The following is an 18,664-nucleotide window of genomic DNA, read 5'->3' on the forward strand; positions in this document are numbered from 1 at the left end:
TATGAAAGAAGCCAGCCCCACCAAGGGCTGGCCTCCCAACTTACATTTAACCCTTTAAGGAGCAAACCACCGCAGCACAGGATATCCTGCGCCTTCCGTGATCACCCACACATTCGTAAAATCCCAGTTCACATAGGTTCCCTGGCTCTTCATATCTTCCGGAGTTTTCGGGTCGCCGCCGGCTACATTAGTAACACCAGTTGCGGCGCTATCGTAATAGCAGTCGGTAATGGTGCTTCCGGTGCCTCCTCCAGCGATTCCGCCTATAGAAGCATTTCCTTGCAACGGGCCTGCTGCGTAGCACTTTTCAACCAAGCCCCACGCTCTGCCGGCAATGCCTCCGGCATTGTTGTCCGCCTTTACTTCGCTTAACGAGTAAGCATTGCGGATGATACTGTTCGGCATCGCGTTTCCGATAAGACCGCCGGCATTCACATAGGACGCCTCCACACTGCCTCTTGAAGAGGAAGATTCAATGATCTTGCCGACTTCAAGCACGCCGGCTATGCCTCCGACATCAAAATTCCCCTTTAATGCTACATCTGTCTCGATATGTTTGGCATCTGCGGTAAGAATGCCTGCCACCCCGCCCGCTTTATCTGCGGTTGAAGTAATTCTGCCTTGAACGGAGACGTTTTCAATCTGACCCGCGAAGAAGTATCCGGCAAGACCGCCCGTTCGTGGAGCGGTCGTAGTGATATCCACATCGGTCAACTGCAAATTGCGAATTTTCGCACCTTGGGTTCTGCCGAACAATCCGGTTGGAATAGCCGCTGTGTTATTGATCTTCAACCCGCGGATCGCGTATCCGTTCCCGTCCAGTCCCCCCCGAAACTGCACGGAATCATCGCCGATCGGCACCCAGCCCGCACCTGAATTGTAAGGTGCGACATTCAGGTCGATATCTCTCGTCATTTTAAAATAGGAAGTTGAGAAATTCCGCAGCTTGTCCAATTGCTCCGCCTTGCTGATCAGATACGGATCCTCCGAAGTCCCTTTTCCTCCATCGAACGGGTGCGGTGCCAATTCAACATCCAAGGATTGCGAACCGCTTACGTTAGCGATGCGGATGATGAGACGGACCTGACCCGATTCATGGACTGCCAGGTCCATCGTTCGTTCTCCGTTTACAAAGGGTTCGACCTGACCCGAATAGATCGGAGCCGAAGAAGTCGTATTCAAATACACATAGACGACAACGTAACCAGTCAAAGCACGTCCTGCTGAATCCTTCGCCCCGGTAATCCGGAGTTGAAACCTCTCGCCTTCCGTCTTTACGCCTTCTTCAAGCAGCCGCACCTGAAAACAGGCTAAGGATGAAGGATCCTTCTTTTGCCAGGATAAAAAAGGATACCCACAGCCGTTGGTGATGGACCAGACGCTCTGGAAATCCCATCCCGTATAAGTCGAATACATGTTCATCGTATTTGTATTTGCAGGCACTCCCTTGCCCGTATCATTTTGACCCGATACCTCGCTGTCATAATAACTGTCCAGGACGTCAGTCTTTGCATCCGTCTTGCCTGCGAGCCCGCCCGTCACTTGGGTCGGATCGGCTGCAATCTTAACGGCGGCATAAGAGGATTGTATAATGCTCTCGATACTATTACCTACTAATCCGCCTGCTCCTTGATGATAATTCGAAGAACCGATAACCAGCTTCCCCAACGCATAATTATTGATCAATTTACTATTAATAATGCTTCCTGCCAAACCCCCGGCTGTGGAGCCGTGTTGGATCTGCATATCAAAATTAGCGTAGGATTTCTCTACTGAGCTCGGATTCGTTGTAAATCCGCTTAAGGTACCGGCCAAGCCTCCGATGCCGCTATAGTAATCATAGTCATCCGTGAGTATAGAGCCTTCCGCGTAGGAGTCGGTGATCGCTACGCTGAACCCGTTACCTACCAATCCGCCGATCCCGCCGTTTACACCAATAACTACGGAAGACGATGCCTTCGTAGCTGCCAAGCTCACGAGGGCGGATGAGCTATGAATCGAACCACCTGAAGCTCTGCCAACCAGCCCGCCAAAAACAGAAATTCCGCGAACTTCACCTTCTACGGAGCTGCCGGTGATAAGACTCTGATCCGCCTGACCGATCAGGCCTCCGATATAAATCGTACCCTCCACAAAGACATTCTTTAGATGGATATCGCTCAGACTGGCCTCATTAACATATCCGAACAACCCAAGCCAGTTCCGTTCAGCTTTGATATTCATATTTGAGATGGCATAACCGCCCCCGTCGAAAGAACCCTTGAAGGGATTAGCGTATTGAGTGTTGTTCCTGACGTTAATTTCACCGATAGGGGCCCAGCCTTCGCCTGAACTGTAGGAGGATAAATCGATATCGGCCACTTGTTTGAATGAAGCACTCATATAATAACGCACCTCATTCAAAAGCTCGGCGGAGCCGACCTGATAAGGATCCCTCGCCGTGCCGCTTCCCGCAAACGGAGCTTTAATCAGAATAGGCTGCGCTTCATAGCGAGGCAGACCGTCCGCCGTAATGTCGAGAACCAAATTCCCCACACCCCGGCCGTACAAATCTTCAAACACCGCCCGCCCATTTACTGAAGTAACCCTGCTGTTACCTACAAGATCCTGACCGCCCGAACTGGTACCGTTCACGGAGACCTTCACTTGGACTGCTGGATTCACAGCCAAATTATCATAGCGATCCAGCAAGTCGACAGCCAGATTCAAGAACAACATGCCCGACTTGGCGGTTCCTTCCGTCTCTTGCTTACTCACAAGCATGCGAGCAGGCTCCACGGCTGTCGGGGTGACATGCAGAACGGCTTCCGGATCGGCAACATCTTCCACATGAATGGTGAGCGTATGCGGTTCGGCTTTAAATAACGCGAGATTTACGTTTGCCTTCCCTTCATGGAAAGATACCTCAGACTCATGAGTGGTTTGCATCATTTGCTCCCCATTCCAGGTACCGAATCCATAGATGGAACCGCGGATAGGTCCGCTCAGGCTCAAAGTCACCTTCTTTATACCGCTAAAGCTTGTATCGAGACTTCCATCCGCACGCTTAACAATAAGATCGAGCGTGTTGGATGCCCCTGCGGACGGAGCGAAATTGGCTATTTCAGCCGTCACCGTCTTGGCCTCTCCCATCTGGGGATTCAGCACCACATCAACCAGTATGGAAACAGTTAGACCTTTATAAGAAGCTTCCACCTTTGTGGATCCTTCCCCAGCCGCTTCGATCACGCCATTGCTTCTGACAGTTGCCACCTTCGTATCCAGCGAGCGCCAAGACGCTTCACTGACAATGTCGCTGGACGTACCGTCACTCCATACGGCGGTCAACTGAATCGGGGCTTGCTCCCCAAAAGCAGTCAACAAGACCCTTTTCGGCTGGTATACCAATTCCGTCACGGTCGGAGTTTCCGGCGGTATGATCTCGCCGGTTACCCGGACGGGGATTTCTCTCCGAAGTCCTCCATAGCTCGCTTCAATTACCGTAAGACCATCTTCCACAGCGGTGATTAACCCGGTCTCGCTTACCGTGACGATGCCCGGATTTCGGGAGTTCCACTTCGCGGAACTTGTAACGTCCGTCATGTTCCCGTTACTCCATTGTGCGCTTAGTTTCAGTTGCAACGCATCTCCGGGTTGCGTAAGCAAGACCGTTTCCGGTTCGTACACCAAAGCAGTAACGGTTGCGGGCTGATTTCCTTCCCCTGAGTTTCCTCCTCCGGAAGAACCCGAACCGGAGCTGAAGCTACCTGCACTAGTTACGCACAAAGCATGGTTAATCCCCGATACACAGCTCACGCGATCCGGCTTTCGGTCAAACTTAATGCCTTCCGCCTTTATTTCCGCATTCGCTATTCTTCCCTGTCCACTAAATTCAACCGGACCGCCGATTCTCGCAACATCCACCCCGGTATCGGCCAGAAGCGAAATACGGGTGTTACGCGCCTCACCAGCAATGTCGAGCAATCCGATCCGTCCGGATTCCAGTTCAAGGATCGCTCCCAAGGAATGAACGGCGACCGTTTCAAAATGCCCGCGGAGCCGGACCAAGCTGTTCAGGATCAAATCCTTTGGCATCCGAACTTCCTTGAAGCCGGGACCCGTCAGATCATGTTCTTCCAATATCGCACTGGACAGAATATTTGCTTGTCCGACGGTTGTAGTTCCTGTAGCCAAAACCCGCACGGCTTTTCCGTTCTTTTTATGAACGGCCAGTTCCGGAATCTCGCTATCCTGAAGGACGATGCTGTTCTCCCCGCCGCCTTGGATAATAACTTTTCCTGTTACTACAACGCCCCGAAGTTCCGCCTCGCCTTCTCCAAGCTGCTCCGTGATCGTCAGATCACCGGCGATCGTCATGTTCTGCAAGACGACTCCGCTGGAACCGACAGTCACGCTGCCCCCCACATTCTGACGCCCTGTATCCGGACCATAGACGCCGCTTGTCATATAGCGGGTTTCCCGGGGTGGCCAGGATTCTCCTTGGATAAAACGCCCCAGAATCACGATGGCCTCAGCTCGAGTCAAGGATTTCTGCGCCTGAAAACTGCCATCCGGATACCCTTGCATCCAGCTCTCGTTTACCGCAGTCTTGATTGCGCCTTGACTCCATGCAGGAATCGAGTCCGTAAATGTGATCGAGGCATCGTTATTTCCATCCTCAGACAGACCGGCAACACGCGCCAGCATGACCGCCATTTCCTGACGGCTGACTTCCCGGCCCGATCTTAACGTCCCGTCATCATATCCGCTCATGTATCCGGCCGCAACCGCCGTTGAAAGAGGACCCCAATCCCAGCTTCCCTGATGCATGTCGCGATATCCTGTCAAATCGGCACCCAGATCACCCGGAATTCCGAGCGCCCGATTGATCAATGCAGCTGCTTCGGCGCGCGTCACCGCCCGGTCCGGCTGAAAGGTTCCGTCCGGATACCCGTTTGCCCAGCCGCTTGACACCCCGTCCTGAATTTGTTGCCCGGCCCAATGCTTGTCCGTATCCGGGAAGGCCAGCGCCTTGTCTCCAGGTCCAAGGTGGCTAAATAGCATAACCAGAACCCCGCACAAGAGGAAAACTCTTTTTGCGCCAAGATTCGTCAAGCGTCTATCATTCTTAAGAAATATGTCTAACTCCCTCCTTCTGCGTTAATATATTTAATTTTAAAGTTTTTAAATAGTAAAAAAACCCCCTAAAAATATATACAAATCCCCGCATTCTTGCTTCGATATCAGGAAATTGTCTATATTTTTGTGGGGGTTTTCACCCGAATGACTATTCTTGATCCAGCCAGCCCAGTCTGTAAGCCGTCAGTACCGCATCCTTGCGCTTGTTTACCTCCAGCTTTGTAAAAATTCTTTGAATATACGTATTGACCGTTCCCGTGCTTACACCGAGCGAAGCTGCAATTTCCTTACTGGAGCAGCTTCTCGACACTCCGCGAAGAACCTCCCGCTCCATAGCGCTGAGAGGGTTCCGGCCTATATCCGAAGCCTGGCCGCCAGCAGAAGACTGCGCTTCAAAAGCAAATAAAATCTGGTCAATATATCGGACGGAAACCTGTCTCTCCTCCGTTTTGTAATCATGCCTCGTTTGCCGGTAATGCTCCGCGATTCTTCGAAGATCCTCCCCTTCATCAATATAAATTCTGAGGTGACCTTCCGCTCCCGACAAAAGAACCGCTTTTCCGAAAGTTCTCGACGCCAGAGTTGCCTTGTTTTGCTTTGCGTAAAGGAGTGCCAACAGGACATGGCTCTCAAGCTGTTCCATTAACCGCCCTTGCTCCGCGGATTGCTTCTGAATTCGTTTCAGCAAGGCGCGAGCCTCGCCATCCTGTTCGATTGAGATCAGCGCCCGCGCATAAACCAGCGCGCAGAGCATTTCATTACAACCGCGAAGCTCCGCGGGAGGTTTCGGATAATCCTTCAGATACCTTGCTCCCGCGTCTGCTTCACCTTCTGGCGACTGAAGCTGAAGTTTTGTTTCGCATGCGTCCAATATCGGCATCCAATATTGGCTTTCCTTGCCCTTTAGGCGCTGACTAATATCGCGTATTCCCTGGACCGCCTGATGGAACCGGTTCCTGCCATAATCAATGCGGCTTTGTACAATCGCCGCCGGAACCATTAACGCGGGTTGCTCCAGCTCCTCCCCGATTGAAATGGCAAGCTCGGCAAACGTCTCCGATTCCCGCAGCCGATTCCGTTCATAGAGAAGCTCTGCGTACCCGATCGCATAATAAGCTGTGTTATAACATCGGATGTTTTGCCATCGGGCCATGATCGGATCGAAACCTTTTTCCGCCTGTTGCAGATACCCGGTGATTCCCGGAAAGCTTCTTAACCTGGAGAAATGATGCATCTCATAGTCAATGTAAGTGAAGATTTCATCCGTCGGCGAAAAGCCAATATCCAGATAATCATTTAAATGATAAGCAAGGCCTTCCATATCCCCTTTGAAAATGCATACGTAAGCACGCATGACTTTAATCACGCGCATGGAATACTCCCGTTTGTTTGCGCTTAGCCCTCCTTCGCCGGAAGCGATCCTTCGCTCCACCGAATCAAGCTGTTCCAGCGTACGGGCCGGATCCTGCTCGCTTGCGGCAAAGAAGAGAAACGATAAATACAGCTTCGGCCGGGTTTGAATGATCTCCTCCGGAATTCTGGAGAAGAAGCTACGAAGCGTCCAGGCCTCTTGCAGGATAAACTGGTTAAACAACACTTCAAGTAATCGTCCCGCTTCATCATAACATTCGCCTTTTAGATAGTGCTCCATCGCTTCCATCGGATAATGGCTGTCCTCGAGCCAGCGGCCCGTTATTCGCTGAAGTGACCGCCATAATCGGGCATCCTCCCGATGCAGCATATCGCGCAGTTTTTGGGCTATAAGCGGGTGATACTTATACCATGTTCCGTTGGCGTCGCTCACTCGCTGAAAGAACAAATTCTCCCGCTCCAACTCTGCTAGCAGCCCGGCGGTTTGATCGGTTCCCGCCAATTCCTTGCAGAGCTCCTCGTTAATCCGCTCAGGGATCGACGTGCGGAGTAAAAAGGCAACGGCGTCCTGAGATAATCTGAGCATCACCTTATCCATCATCCGGCTGCAAACGGTAATATGGTCTGCCTTAGAGTCTAACTGAAGTTCTGTTTGGTTCGGCATTGCTTCGGATGATTGTTCTTCGGACCAACCGGAGGTTCCAAGCATTCTTAGTCCAAGGGCCCAGCCTTCCGTCTGCACCATCAAATTTTCCAGCTGCTGATTAGAAATTCGAAGCTTCAGCGAATGGCAAAACCGTCTTGCTTCTGCCGGGGTAAATGCCAGACTAGGCCAAGCGATCCGGTACATCGCACTTTTAGGCAGCTTCAACTTCACCTCGATGCGGCTGACAAGCACCAAATGAAGATGGGGAGGCATATTCTTAATCCATTCCGTCAGCATGCTATGAATTTCGTCCATTTCGATGACATGATAGTTGTCCAACACGAGTGTTACCGGTGCCGACAGCTTGGAAAACTCATTAATGAGCTCGCTCAATGCCCGTCCTGGCTGCTGCATGAATTGCTCGATAAATCGTTCGGTCAACCCGGCATCAAGACCAGGGGTAACCCGTTGCAGCGCGGCTATAACCTGGAGCCAGAAACGTAGCAGATGATTGTCCGCTTCCTCCAGCGTGATGCTGGCGACCGGAGAAGAATGGCTTCCTGCCCACCCGCTGATCAACGTTGTTTTCCCCGAGCCCGGAGGTCCTACAATAACGGTCAGACGCCGTTGGTGAGCTCCATGCAATTTTTTGTCCAGCCTCGTCCTCTTGACATAACCTTCCGGGAGTTCAGGTAGTTCGAATTTCGAAGGAACGATCATGAAATCGAGCCAATGGCGATGTACGGATGGATCGTTAAACATTGAATGCATCTCTCCTAAATCATGCCGCATTATACTACTATTTTACTACAAAACAATCCCTTTTCCAGGAGTATTCCCTCTCATCCTTTCGGTTCTGATTCAACGAGAATAAGTGCCTTTAAGCGCAATTGTAATTTTATACACTGTACGAACCCTCCCAAATCCATTACAATACATCAGTATTCATTCCGGTATCGGCGGAATGAGAAGCAAATGATCTTCTGGAGGCTTTGACTGAACTATGCAAAACGCATCATCTACACACGTAAAAATCATGACGGCCGATCCTAGCGGAATCGGCCTGTTTGGACTGGCAATCGTAACGTTGGTCGCCTCTTCCCAAAAGCTAGGAATCACAGACGGTTTGAGCTACGCCATTCCTTGGGCGATTTTCCTCGGAGCGTTCGCCCAGCTGTTCGCCAGCATTCAAGATGCCAAACATAACAACACATTCGGTATGACCGCATTTGGCGCGTACGCCTTCTTCTGGTTTGCTATGGGTACCAGCTGGCTGATCAAGCTTGGCGTATTGGGCCCGGAGCTGGCAGCAGGCGTGGACGGCAAGCAGCTCGGCTTTGCGTTTGCCGGATATCTCATATTTACGCTATTTATGACCATCGGCGCTATGGAGACGCATAAGGTCCTGTTCTTCATTTTCGTCTTGATCGACCTGTTGTTCCTTGGCCTTTCCTTCGATGCATTCGGGATCGCCCCGGAGTTGTTTCATAGTCTGGCGGCTTATGCAGAAATGGGCATCGGCCTGCTCTCGCTCTACGGCGCCGGTGCAGCGGTACTGAACGTTCACTTTGGCCGGGTATTTTTGCCGGTAGGCCGCCCCTTTGGCATTTTCAAAGCACGGGACTAAGCCGCAATACAAAAAAACAAAGCCGCCTAAGCGCTCCGATACGCGCAATTAGGCGGCTTTGTTATTAATTCACCTTATATAAAATCAATTATTCTTCCTGATCTGCCGATAATTCCTTCAAATACTCAACCTCTCTCATCGCATCATACACTTCAAGAACTTCAATTGTGGCCTGTAATTCATTTTCGCTAATAGAAATGTCGACATCTTTCTCTTCACCTTCGATTGTAATCTCGAGATCACCTGACTTTATTCCGCGTCTGACTACCCACAACTGAGTCGAGTCCAATATGAAATTGTATCTTTCATTCACTTTTTCTCCTCTCGATTCCTCGATCAGGTAATAAGGCTCAACGGGTATGTCAAATACGACCTTATGCATTTTAAGTCTGATATTTTTCATATTCAACTTTTTATCGCCAACGTAACTTACTCCTCCATAAATTCCGTGCGACGATCCGTTCCCGACAATTAACAACTGAAAAGAGTCCTTTGTTATTTTCTCCGCCGAAGGGTGAATGTACAAGGTGCTGCCGCTATCCTTATCTAATATTGCAATCAAATTGGATTTAAGCATCTCCAGTTCTTTTTCCTTTTCCGGCAGTTCTTTCTCTGCCGTACGCTTCGTTCTGGAAATGAGTTCGTCCAGTGCTGCGAATACGGCCTTTTCCTCCTTCGTTTTTCCGGAAATATTTCCTCCCTCTTCAAAATAGTCTTTGATCGTTTCAATTCCAACAGTTTTTTTTTCGGATGTTAAGTGATTCACTAGTAAAGAAAACCCGGTCACCATCGTTAAAAAACAGATGAATAAGATCATTTTTCGTTTGAATATGAGAATCACCTTCCATAAAATAACCGACCAGGGGCAAGGCTCCTGGTCGGTTAAAATGATGACAATGTTAAATTTCCCTTGAAATACAATTTATACCACACCTTATTATAAGTCAAGAATTACTCACTTCGAAATATTAATGCAAACAGTCAATAAAAAACAAGGGATATCCTTCAGGTCAAATTATGACCTTCTGAGATACCCCTACATTTCACATAACTACTTGCTCTATTCTATCCTTAGCATCTTAGCTCCTGAAACTTAATGTGCCGGGATGCCTTCTTTGGCATTCTCAGGCGCAGCTTCAGCTGGCGCCGCTTGGTTCGTAGTGCGAAGCGGGAGCTCCTTCAGGAAGAAGACCAATATGAAAGCTACGACCAAGACAAGCGTACCTGTCAAGAATACATGGGACAGCGTATCGCCGAGCGCATCGCGGATTCCCGCGATCATTTGCGTGAACAAAGGCTTGATATCGGCTGGAAGACTAGCCTGCGTTTGTTCGATCAACGGCTTATTCATCAGCGTTTGCGGGTTCGCAAATGCCGTCAGTTGCTTCGCCATTTCCGGATCTATTTTGCTCATGTCCGGAGCGCTGGACGAGGTCATTGCGCTCTTCAGGTTACTGGTCAGGCTGTTGGACATAACCGTACCCATGACGGCAATACCGATCGTACCCCCGAGGTTACGGAACAATTGCGTGGAAGCTGTTACAACCCCGAGCTCTTTATGCGGAACCGCATTTTGTGTTGCCAGCGAAAATACCGGCATACCCAATCCAAGGCCGATCCCGAAGATGATCATAGCCACGACGGCCATCCAGACGCTGTTCATAAATACCATTACCGCCATACCCAGAATCATGATCGGCACACCGATCAGGGCAAAACGTTTGTACTTGCCTTGTTTTGCAATGAGTTGACCTGTTATTGCACTTGTAACGACCATGAAAATACTCATAGGCATCGTTACATAACCGGCATAAGTCGGCGAAATACCCATTACGCCTTGAACGAAGAACGAAATGTAGATCATCGCGCCCATCAAGCCGAAGTTCATAATAAAACCGATTAAGTTAGAAACGGTAACTACGCCGTTCTTAAACAGATGCATAGGCAAAATCGGATTTTTTGCTTTCAATTCTACGAATACAAAAATAATTGCGGATATTACAGTTGCAGCGAGAAGTCCGAGAATTTGGACGGAACCCCAATCGTACTGCGTACCTGCCCACGAAAACGCCAGCAGCAGCGGAACGATCGTCGTAGTCATGAACAGGGAACCGAGATAATCGATACTTTCGCCAGGCTTGCGTTCCATTTTCGGGAACAACGTCAGAATCATAATGAAAGCGACGATACCGAGCGGCAAGAAGATCCAGAACAACCAGTGCCAATCCATATTGTCGACCAGATATCCGCCAAGCGTTGGGCCCAGAACACTGGAGAAACCGAAGATTGCGGTCATAAGACCCATCCATTTGCCGCGTTCACGCGGAGCAAACAGGTCGCCTACGGCAGTAAAAGCCGTCGATTGAATAATACCGGCGCCAATCCCTTGGATCCCGCGGTAAGTAATGAATTGGAATACATCGGAAGAAGTACCTGTAAGGAACGCCCCTATCATAAACAACAGGATCCCTAGCAATATAAAAGGCTTACGCCCAAACATATCGGACAATTTACCGACAAGTACGGTTGCGATCGTGGAAGTCAGCAAATAAATATTGATTGTCCAGGTGTAATAATCCATGCCATCAAGGATAGCAATGATCCGCGGCATCGCGGTACTGACAATCGTCTGGTTGATTGCCGCAAAGAACATGGCTGCCATAACGGCGATCATGATCGACACTTTGCGTTTTAATGACAAATGCTCCATTTTTCTATCTCCACCTCTGTGTTTTTATTTTTCTAAGTTGTCAAGCATAGCCGTAAAAATGCGCTTCAAATGCTTAATATCTTCATCCCCAAGCGTATTAAAAATGGTTTGGGTCGCCTCCTCATGATTTTCGGTAATCTCTTGGAGGAGATTCGTTCCTTTTTCGGTAATCGTAATAAAAACGACCCTGCGGTCCTTGACTGCCCGTTCTCTCTCGACATACCCTTCAGCCAGCAGGCGATCGGTAATACCTGTGATAGCAGCTGAGGTTAATCCTAACGTATCCGCCAATTGTGAAACCTTCTGAGGTCCGGTCCGGTTCAGAAAATGCAGCATTTTAAATTGAGGAAAGCTTAGATTGTATTCCGCGCCAAGCTTGTTCCACTTCTGCGAAAATCCTTTGAGCAAGGCTCCGAACATCGTGGTTACTTCAAGCAGCATTTCTCTTTGTACCAACTTGTTTCCCTCCATAACTCCTTTTTTTCGATTGCACCTCGCTTGCTGAATTTATGTTAAAATTTTAGTTAAACTACTGAAATAATTATAACTAAATTATTAAAGCATTTACTAATATACAAGGATCGGAAGCACTAGTCAAGAGCCAAGCTGTAAGGTATTTATTGCATTTTCAAATGAAAAGGCTTACCCGAATGAGATAAATTCGGGAAAGCCTTTTCTCTAAATTAGAGTCCGTGTTATATAATCATAGAATAGAAGATTACCTGGAAGATTAACTTCATATCAAAGGAGTGAGCTCATGACACCTGAATCGCCAAACCGTTTCGTCTCACGACTCCGGCATTTTACCATCCTCAGCGTTTCCATATTGACGCTTGTGACGGCCGGAGGTATCGCCCAAAACACTAACGCGGCCGCTTCCGAAGCATTGGTTCATCCCTATGGAATCGAAGAATCCGTAACCAAACAGAACAAGCTGCCTAAGGGCTTTGTCTATCTGGACGAGATCATTCCGGACGCCCAGTATGATATCCGGTATTTTAGCGATAATAACTTTATCGGGGGGCCGGTCAAAGGTTATGAAGCGCCGCTTGCCATCCTGTCGTCCAAAGCTGCCAAAGCATTAAAGAAAGCGAACGATGAACTGGACAAGCAGGGTTACCGCCTCAAAATCATCGACGCCTACCGTCCGCAAAAAGCCGTAAACCACTTCATCTCCTGGTCAAAGGATCGCGACGACACCTTGATGAAGGATGCCTTCTACCCCGATGTGGACAAGAAGAACCTGTTCAAGCTCGGCTATCTATCCAGCAAATCCGGACATTCCCGGGGCAGTACGGTCGATTTGACGCTCGTTTACAAAAGAACCGGTGAAGAAGTCGATATGGGGAGCCGGGTTGATTTTCTCGGTGAAATTTCCAGTCATGGCACCAAGCTGATTACCAAAGAACAGCGCAAGAACCGGTACATTCTCAAAACCGCCATGGTGAATCAGGGCTTCAAGCCTTACACTAAGGAATGGTGGCATTATACGCTGAAAAATGAGCCGTACCCTTCCACTTACTTCAACTTTAATGTAGAATAATGACCTTTAGCTTCTTTGCGGCGGAAACAGCGCATCATAAGCGGGACAAGGTTGTTCGTCAAGGAATTCCCTTAAAGGTTCGGGCATTTCCTCATATAAGTGTTTGAGCGAGGTCCCTTTGTAAATGTTCCCGATAATGACCGGATGACACAGTTCCGAAATCAGGATGTCTCCGTTGCCGTGCAGATGGAGCTGTTTTTTGCCTTCAATGCAATGGGGAAAATAAACGCCCGGCTGCTCCGCAAATCCAAGCTCGTCCATGAAACGGTCCATGCAAGTAAAATAAAGCGTCATATCCTCTTTCTTCCGGGCAATCAGATCATTTACCGCTTTCTTTAAGGCTTCCCTCGCGGCAATCGATCTCCAGCCGGTATGATTCATAACGATGCTGTTCTGAATTTCGTGCGTACGTACTCCGAGTTGATATACACGGTCGCTGATCTCGTCCATATGGCCCTCGGTTTCTTTGAATAGCAGCGTTTCAAGCACGGTATCCAGCCCGGCTGCCGTGCAAAGCTTAATATTGTTGACTATTTTATGATAGACGCTTGGTTTAATACGATAATAATCGCTAAATTGCTCCGCCGTTACGAAATTAAAAGAAATATGAATGTTCGTTAGTCCCGCATCGGCCAATCTCCGAATTCGCCCCTCATTCAGAAGACTTGCGTTGGTGTTCAATTGCGTATGAATTCCCCGCGACGAGCAGTAATCGACTACTTCCACGCAGTCTTCGTATTTCAGGGTTACCTCTCCGCCGGATAAGCGCACTCTTTTTAAACCCGGCAATTCCTCAAGCAGATTAATGATTTGTTTCGCATCGATGCTATTTCCGTCGTTACGGTTATAAGCACAGCAATACTCGCACCGAAAATTGCAGTTCGAGGTTACGCCAACTTCCAGTCCCTCCAACTCATACGTATCCGGCTTCTCCAATTCCAAAGCCTTATATGTCATTATTCCACTCCCTCCGGCTATTTACCGCCCCAAAGAGGGGGCGTGTCAACAATTGCGATTATAATGGCGGCCGTAAAATAAAAATATGAGATAATCCTCTTTTTGCGCAAAACTTGATTTAGATCAAGGTTCGGAACGTCTTTCACGGGTACTATAAAACCAAGGAGGGATTACAGTGGATAAACAATCGCTTGGCACACTTCAAGATTTTCAACAGGATAAATTCACGAAACGGATCGCTTTTAAAAAAGGGGAGAGCGTCGTTTTCGTTTTAAACTTCATGCCGGGACAAGAGCTCCCGACCCATAAACATCCCGGAACGGATGTATACATTCTTGCACTCGAAGGGAACGGGACGGTAACGGTGGATGAAGTCCCGTCCGAACTTCTTAAAGGGGACATCATCCATCTCCATGGCGACGAAGCGTTCTCGTATGCTAATCATGGCGAGGCTCCCGCTTCCTTATATGTCATACTTACCAAAATTCCGGAGCCACGCTATGCCGAAAATATTTAAGTGCTAATATGAACGAACAACGGCGGTATAGGGAGCTTCCCCATACCGCCGTTATTTATGGCTTCATTGCCGTTTCCTTACCCGCTGTTACGCACGCCGGTCCTAATAACGATCCGATTCGTGGCCCATATCCTCCGACTTCTTCAACGCCTCATCCGCGGCCGCCGTGCTGACATGAGAATTTCCTTCCCGCTTGATTCGTTCCAAACCGTCTTTTACCCGCTTGCCGTAGTCCGGGTCTGCCTGCGTGAAATGGCTGATCCAGGTTTCCTGGATCTCGGGCTTGCAAATTTTCAGGTTGTTCACCAGATTGGAAATCAACTCATCCCGTTCTACATCATCGAAAGACCGATAGGTTTGCCCCGCTTGTCCAAAGTCGTTAGTACGGTCAATTTTCTCTCTCACCAGTCTTGTATCATAATGCGGTTCGTGATCTCCGCTTACGGTTGGCCCTTATTCGTCATAACATTCCATGAGAAAAACCCGCCTCCCCATGCGGGGAAGCGGGTTTACTATGAATTGCCGCAAGTTCATGCAAATGAACCTATGCACGTATGCTACTTAAAATTTCAACCGGTAAATCGCCTTGTTCTCCAACCCTCGAATGAAAGGAGTCCAGTCCTCCGTATCCGGCGTCGTATTCAAGGCATCCTCTACCATTTGCAGCTTGGCGTCCATCGCATCGATAAAATGAAGCGCCACCGCTTCCGCCATCTGCGGCTGAACCGGGCTGCCCCATTCGCCAAGATTGTGATGCGACAGCACCAGATGCTGCAGTCCCAACACCTTCGGCGACTCCGTTCCGATGCCCAGCCGTACGGCGGCTTCGGTGATCCAGTTGGACGCCATCGAAATGTGTCCGACCAGCTTGCCTTGGACGCTATACTCGGACACGATGCCGAGCTGTGCCACCATCTCCTCCGGTTTGGCGATATCGTGCAAAATAATGCCCGCCTTCAATAAGTCTTCGTTCAGGAACGGCCGTTGCTTGCATATGAACTCGCCGAGCTCCAGCATCCTTACCATATGGTAGGCAAGACCGCCGAAGTACGCGTGATGATGGATCTTCGCCGCAGGAGCGTGTTCGAGCTTCTCCTCCACTTTTCCGACGCAAAATGTAACAATATCCTTGATTTCCTGATCTGAAATATCGGCAATAACTTGCTTTATCGTATGAATGAGTTCCGTAGATGAAATCGGAGCGGAGCGGATAAAATCCGTCAGTTTAACCCCGTCCTCCGGCTTCGCCGGGCGGATTTGCATGATTTTAACCTGCAATCGGTCACGATAGGTTTGAACAAGCCCCTTCACCTTCACAAGTCCCATCGGGAAAAAGGCTTCTTTATCGACCGAGGAGGCATCCCACAGCTTCGCCGGCAGTTCTCCGGTTCCGTCGGCCAACACGATATCGAGATAATCCTTCGGCGGCGTGGCATTGGTCTGTTTGACCTCTACCTCCTTAAGCAGATAAAAACCAACAAATTCATCTTGATTCACCAGTTGTCTAATCAAAGTCACGCTAGATTCCCCCACTAAAATGATAGTTTCATTATACTACGGGGAAAGAAGGATGGCATGTCATTTAGCGAGAACAAGGCTTAAGGATAAACCACCACATAATTGCCAACCTCATAATATTCCGCGTCCTCCGCCAGCTCGGGGGCATATTGATAGAACACTTCGGAAATGGCGTCCAACACTTCGTCTTCATCGAGATCCGTAGCCAGACGAAGCGATATCCATTCATCTCTTGCCTGAAGTCCTTCTACAAGCTTCGCCTTAAACTCCTGAAGCGACTTAACCTCCAGCCCATGGACGACATAATAATCATTCGCGTTACTTTTTCCCTTGAAATTTGAGAGCTCGCTGTCCAGCATATAATCCTTATCGAAATGAAAATTCAGCTTGGCGGCCTCCGCGTCATTTGCATTGTAGAGATAATAAGGCACTCCGGCATTCGTCGCTCCATTCGTGGCGTCGACGTTCAGCCACTCTTCCCCGATCTTAACCTTGTTCCAGGCATGGGGAACTTCGTCCAGCGTCCCGGTGACGATGATATTGTCGATACCGGCAAGGTCTCCAAGCATTTTGTATGCATAGGCATAGCTCATACAGACCCCTTGCTTCTCCACCATGACTCCATAGGCAGTATATGCATCGATAAATTCATCATCCACATATTCGAAGTCGTGCAATTCGGAATTATCATATGCATCGTCATCATACACCGCGTTTTCGTCCAGATAATTGTATAGGGCCAGCCGCTTCTCTTCCTCGGTCATTCCTGCTTTAAGAGTCGAAGCAATAATTTGCCGGGCTGCCTTCAGCGTTTTGAATTGCTTGTTTTTCATTGTTTTCTGAGAGTCATGATAAGTAATATGAAGAGTTTCACTAAAAGGGCTGTACCTGTAGTTTTTAACCCCCATGATCATCGGGTTTTGAAAATACACTTTATTCACCGTATCGTAAAGTAATTCCGTATCCTCGGTCTCAGGGAAAGCTCTAAGCGGAACTTTACGCTGCCCGTCAATCATGAACCTAGCAAGGTATTCTTCCAGCGCAGAATCCGCGTTTAGTTCCATTTCGTTAAGAATGTCCGAATCCGGAACCCGTTGCCGGTCCCATTTGTCGTTTGTTTTGTCCGCTTCCTTTCTTTTATCTTCGGCATGTCGTTCCTCCCAGCTCTTGATATCAGGGACACGGGAATTCCCGATTACCGGTGAACTCCGGAAGGCTTCCAATTCCTCCGGTGGCAGATTGGCCTGCCTGTCTTTCAGTTCTCCGATTTTCTTTTCGGTAATGTCCGTGATGTACAAGATGCCTCTAAGAGCTGTTCCCGAAATCCTGTAATAAACCCGAGTCCCGTAATCTTTCTCCCTCGGAGCTCTCAGTCTTGATGTATCGTACAAGATATCCCGCTTGGTCAAAGCACCGTCAATATACTCGACCTGAATGGCCGCAGGCAGATCTTCCGCATGTTCCAAGCTGAGCAAACGCTCAAGATCATCATCCTGTATCTTCTTGGGCAGTTGTGCGGACAGAGCATGCGTGTTTACGGGGTTGCTGAAGCTGGATTCCTTATCCCCAATAATTGCAGTCACATAATAATCGCCATTCACGATCCCGTTTTGGGAATAAATCTCTTCATTGTCCGATGCAAAAAATCCACCGTTCCCGTTTTGTCCAAAATCATCAAACTCAGTTTTCGATTCCATACCTATAAGGATGGGGTAGTTGCCCTCATATCCTTGTTCAGGTCCGGCATTCGGCAGATTTTCCTTTCCATCCTTCTCGTTTCCAAAAACATTATATATGTGGTAACTCTCGGCTCCGGGAACCGGTTTCCACATTAATTTTAACCGGCCATCTTTGCCAATTTTATAAGAAAGCTCAGGTACCGGCACCCCGGTATCCACCTCAAAAGGAATAATTAGCGGCTTATCCAGCTTCAAAGGCGAAGATGATTCCAGGTCATAATTGATCCGGATATAATAGGCTGAAGCGTTTCCCCATTGCTTTTCTCCTGCCTCGTAAGTGTATGAGGAACTCAGGACTCCGAATAACGGTGGAGAAACGGTAATGGTAGTGGGACCATAGGTATAATCTTCAAGCTTAACCGGAGAATCTATTTTGCTTTGCGGCTGGGCGGCCGGATCGGTATGGACGGATATGATGTCTCCAAGCGGGATATTTTTACTGAACTTGGATTCGAACCGGATACGAAAGACTTCATCCGCCGACACCTTGCTAAGTGCCCCGGGACCTTGGATCTCTGTTATTGAAGCGTTGTATCGAGACTTTAAATCCGCTACCGTTAAATTCCCCGTAATCGGAGCAACGGCCTGCTCCGCCCGCTCTTCGCGCTGCTGCTCCTGTTCACTCTGCTGCTCCTGTCCTCCTGTACCATCTTCCGGCGCAAGTTCATATTCCGTTTCAAAAAAAGGCTTGAGCACCCCGGCAGCATCGGTGACGATATCTTCGGCCATCCGGTCGGCCCACTGACAACCGGTCAGAGAAAAACAGAAGGCCAAGATAAGCATCACTTTTCTCAAATTGATCATTTTGCTCCGCTTCCTCCGATCATTAGCGCTGTCAGAGATATTATACATAGGAAGGGAAATACTGTATATAATTAGAACATCTATACTGCACGGTTCATGCTAAAACCCCCGGGC

At 48.8% G+C, this 18,664-nt stretch carries 12 protein-coding genes; 3 read left to right on the forward strand and 9 right to left on the reverse strand.

Annotated elements, in window-relative coordinates; all coding sequences use genetic code 11:
* Nucleotides 1–54: 54 nt before the first annotated feature.
* Both KB559_RS02850 and KB559_RS02855 read right to left on the reverse strand, forming a co-directional pair.
* Entirely contained in the window at nt 55–5,043 is a 4,989-nt protein-coding gene (locus KB559_RS02850; RefSeq protein WP_211020060.1) for an S-layer homology domain-containing protein, read from the reverse strand.
* A gap of 223 nt (nt 5,044–5,266) precedes the next feature.
* A complete protein-coding gene (locus tag KB559_RS02855) occupies nt 5,267–7,897 on the reverse strand; it encodes a winged helix-turn-helix domain-containing protein (RefSeq protein WP_211020061.1) in 2,631 nt (876 codons plus the stop codon).
* Nucleotides 7,898–8,138: 241 nt separating this feature from the next.
* Here KB559_RS02855 and KB559_RS02860 point away from each other — a divergent pair, with 241 nt between their 5' ends.
* Nucleotides 8,139–8,762, forward strand: a complete 624-nt coding sequence (locus tag KB559_RS02860; protein ID WP_211020062.1) for an acetate uptake transporter — start codon at nt 8,139–8,141, stop codon at nt 8,760–8,762.
* Between the two features lie 88 nt (nt 8,763–8,850).
* On the opposite strand, the gene KB559_RS02865 is transcribed toward KB559_RS02860, so the two are convergent.
* The 3 genes from KB559_RS02865 to KB559_RS02875 all read right to left on the reverse strand — a co-directional run bounded on the left by KB559_RS02865 (nt 8,851) and on the right by KB559_RS02875 (nt 11,928).
* Nucleotides 8,851–9,528 carry a hypothetical protein gene (locus KB559_RS02865; protein WP_211020063.1) on the reverse strand — a complete coding sequence of 226 codons (678 nt, stop codon included), beginning with the start codon at nt 9,526–9,528 and terminating at the stop codon, nt 8,851–8,853.
* A 327-nt stretch (nt 9,529–9,855) separates the two neighbouring features.
* Entirely contained in the window at nt 9,856–11,472 is a 1,617-nt protein-coding gene (locus KB559_RS02870; protein ID WP_211020064.1) for a DHA2 family efflux MFS transporter permease subunit, read from the reverse strand.
* Nucleotides 11,473–11,496: 24 nt separating this feature from the next.
* Nucleotides 11,497–11,928, reverse strand: a complete 432-nt coding sequence (locus KB559_RS02875) for a MarR family winged helix-turn-helix transcriptional regulator (protein WP_211020065.1) — start codon at nt 11,926–11,928, stop codon at nt 11,497–11,499.
* Between the two features lie 301 nt (nt 11,929–12,229).
* On the opposite strand from KB559_RS02875, the gene KB559_RS02880 reads away from it, so the two are divergent.
* Nucleotides 12,230–13,015 (forward strand): M15 family metallopeptidase, encoded by a 786-nt coding sequence (locus KB559_RS02880; protein ID WP_211020066.1) that lies wholly within the window; start codon nt 12,230–12,232, stop codon nt 13,013–13,015.
* Between the two features lie 6 nt (nt 13,016–13,021).
* Here the strand turns inward: KB559_RS02880 and KB559_RS02885 are convergent, their stop codons facing one another.
* On the reverse strand, nt 13,022–13,972 hold the full coding sequence (locus tag KB559_RS02885) for a radical SAM protein (protein WP_211020067.1): 951 nt from the start codon (nt 13,970–13,972) through the stop codon (nt 13,022–13,024).
* Nucleotides 13,973–14,147: 175 nt separating this feature from the next.
* On the opposite strand from KB559_RS02885, the gene KB559_RS02890 reads away from it, so the two are divergent.
* Nucleotides 14,148–14,489 carry a cupin domain-containing protein gene (locus tag KB559_RS02890; protein ID WP_211020068.1) on the forward strand — a complete coding sequence of 114 codons (342 nt, stop codon included), beginning with the start codon at nt 14,148–14,150 and terminating at the stop codon, nt 14,487–14,489.
* Nucleotides 14,490–14,591: 102 nt separating this feature from the next.
* On the opposite strand, the gene KB559_RS02895 is transcribed toward KB559_RS02890, so the two are convergent.
* The 3 genes from KB559_RS02895 to KB559_RS02905 form a co-directional block, all read right to left on the reverse strand.
* The gene (locus tag KB559_RS02895; RefSeq protein WP_244861596.1) at nt 14,592–14,894 is read right to left on the reverse strand and encodes a catalase-related domain-containing protein; all 303 of its coding nucleotides are present in this window, start codon (nt 14,892–14,894) and stop codon (nt 14,592–14,594) included.
* Nucleotides 14,895–15,050: 156 nt separating this feature from the next.
* Entirely contained in the window at nt 15,051–16,007 is a 957-nt protein-coding gene (locus KB559_RS02900; RefSeq protein WP_211020069.1) for a 3'-5' exoribonuclease YhaM family protein, read from the reverse strand.
* A gap of 80 nt (nt 16,008–16,087) precedes the next feature.
* Nucleotides 16,088–18,550, reverse strand: coding sequence for a transglutaminase domain-containing protein (locus KB559_RS02905; protein ID WP_211020070.1), 2,463 nt, complete (start codon nt 18,548–18,550; stop codon nt 16,088–16,090).
* Between the last annotated feature and the right edge of the window lie 114 nt (nt 18,551–18,664).

The organism is Paenibacillus sp. Marseille-P2973 (genome assembly GCF_018101095.1).
GTDB lineage: Bacteria > Bacillota > Bacilli > Paenibacillales > Paenibacillaceae > Fontibacillus > Fontibacillus vini.

Coding starts and splice junctions, on each gene's coding strand:
- KB559_RS02855 (WP_211020061.1), bottom strand. CDS start 7,897: ATGTTTAACGATCCATCCGTACATCGCCATTGGCTCGATTTCATGATC.
- KB559_RS02905 (WP_211020070.1), bottom strand. CDS start 18,550: ATGATCAATTTGAGAAAAGTGATGCTTATCTTGGCCTTCTGTTTTTCT.
- KB559_RS02850 (WP_211020060.1), bottom strand. CDS start 5,043: ATGCTATTTAGCCACCTTGGACCTGGAGACAAGGCGCTGGCCTTCCCG.
- KB559_RS02880 (WP_211020066.1), top strand. CDS start 12,230: ATGACACCTGAATCGCCAAACCGTTTCGTCTCACGACTCCGGCATTTT.
- KB559_RS02870 (WP_211020064.1), bottom strand. CDS start 11,472: ATGGAGCATTTGTCATTAAAACGCAAAGTGTCGATCATGATCGCCGTT.
- KB559_RS02885 (WP_211020067.1), bottom strand. CDS start 13,972: ATGACATATAAGGCTTTGGAATTGGAGAAGCCGGATACGTATGAGTTG.
- KB559_RS02860 (WP_211020062.1), top strand. CDS start 8,139: ATGCAAAACGCATCATCTACACACGTAAAAATCATGACGGCCGATCCT.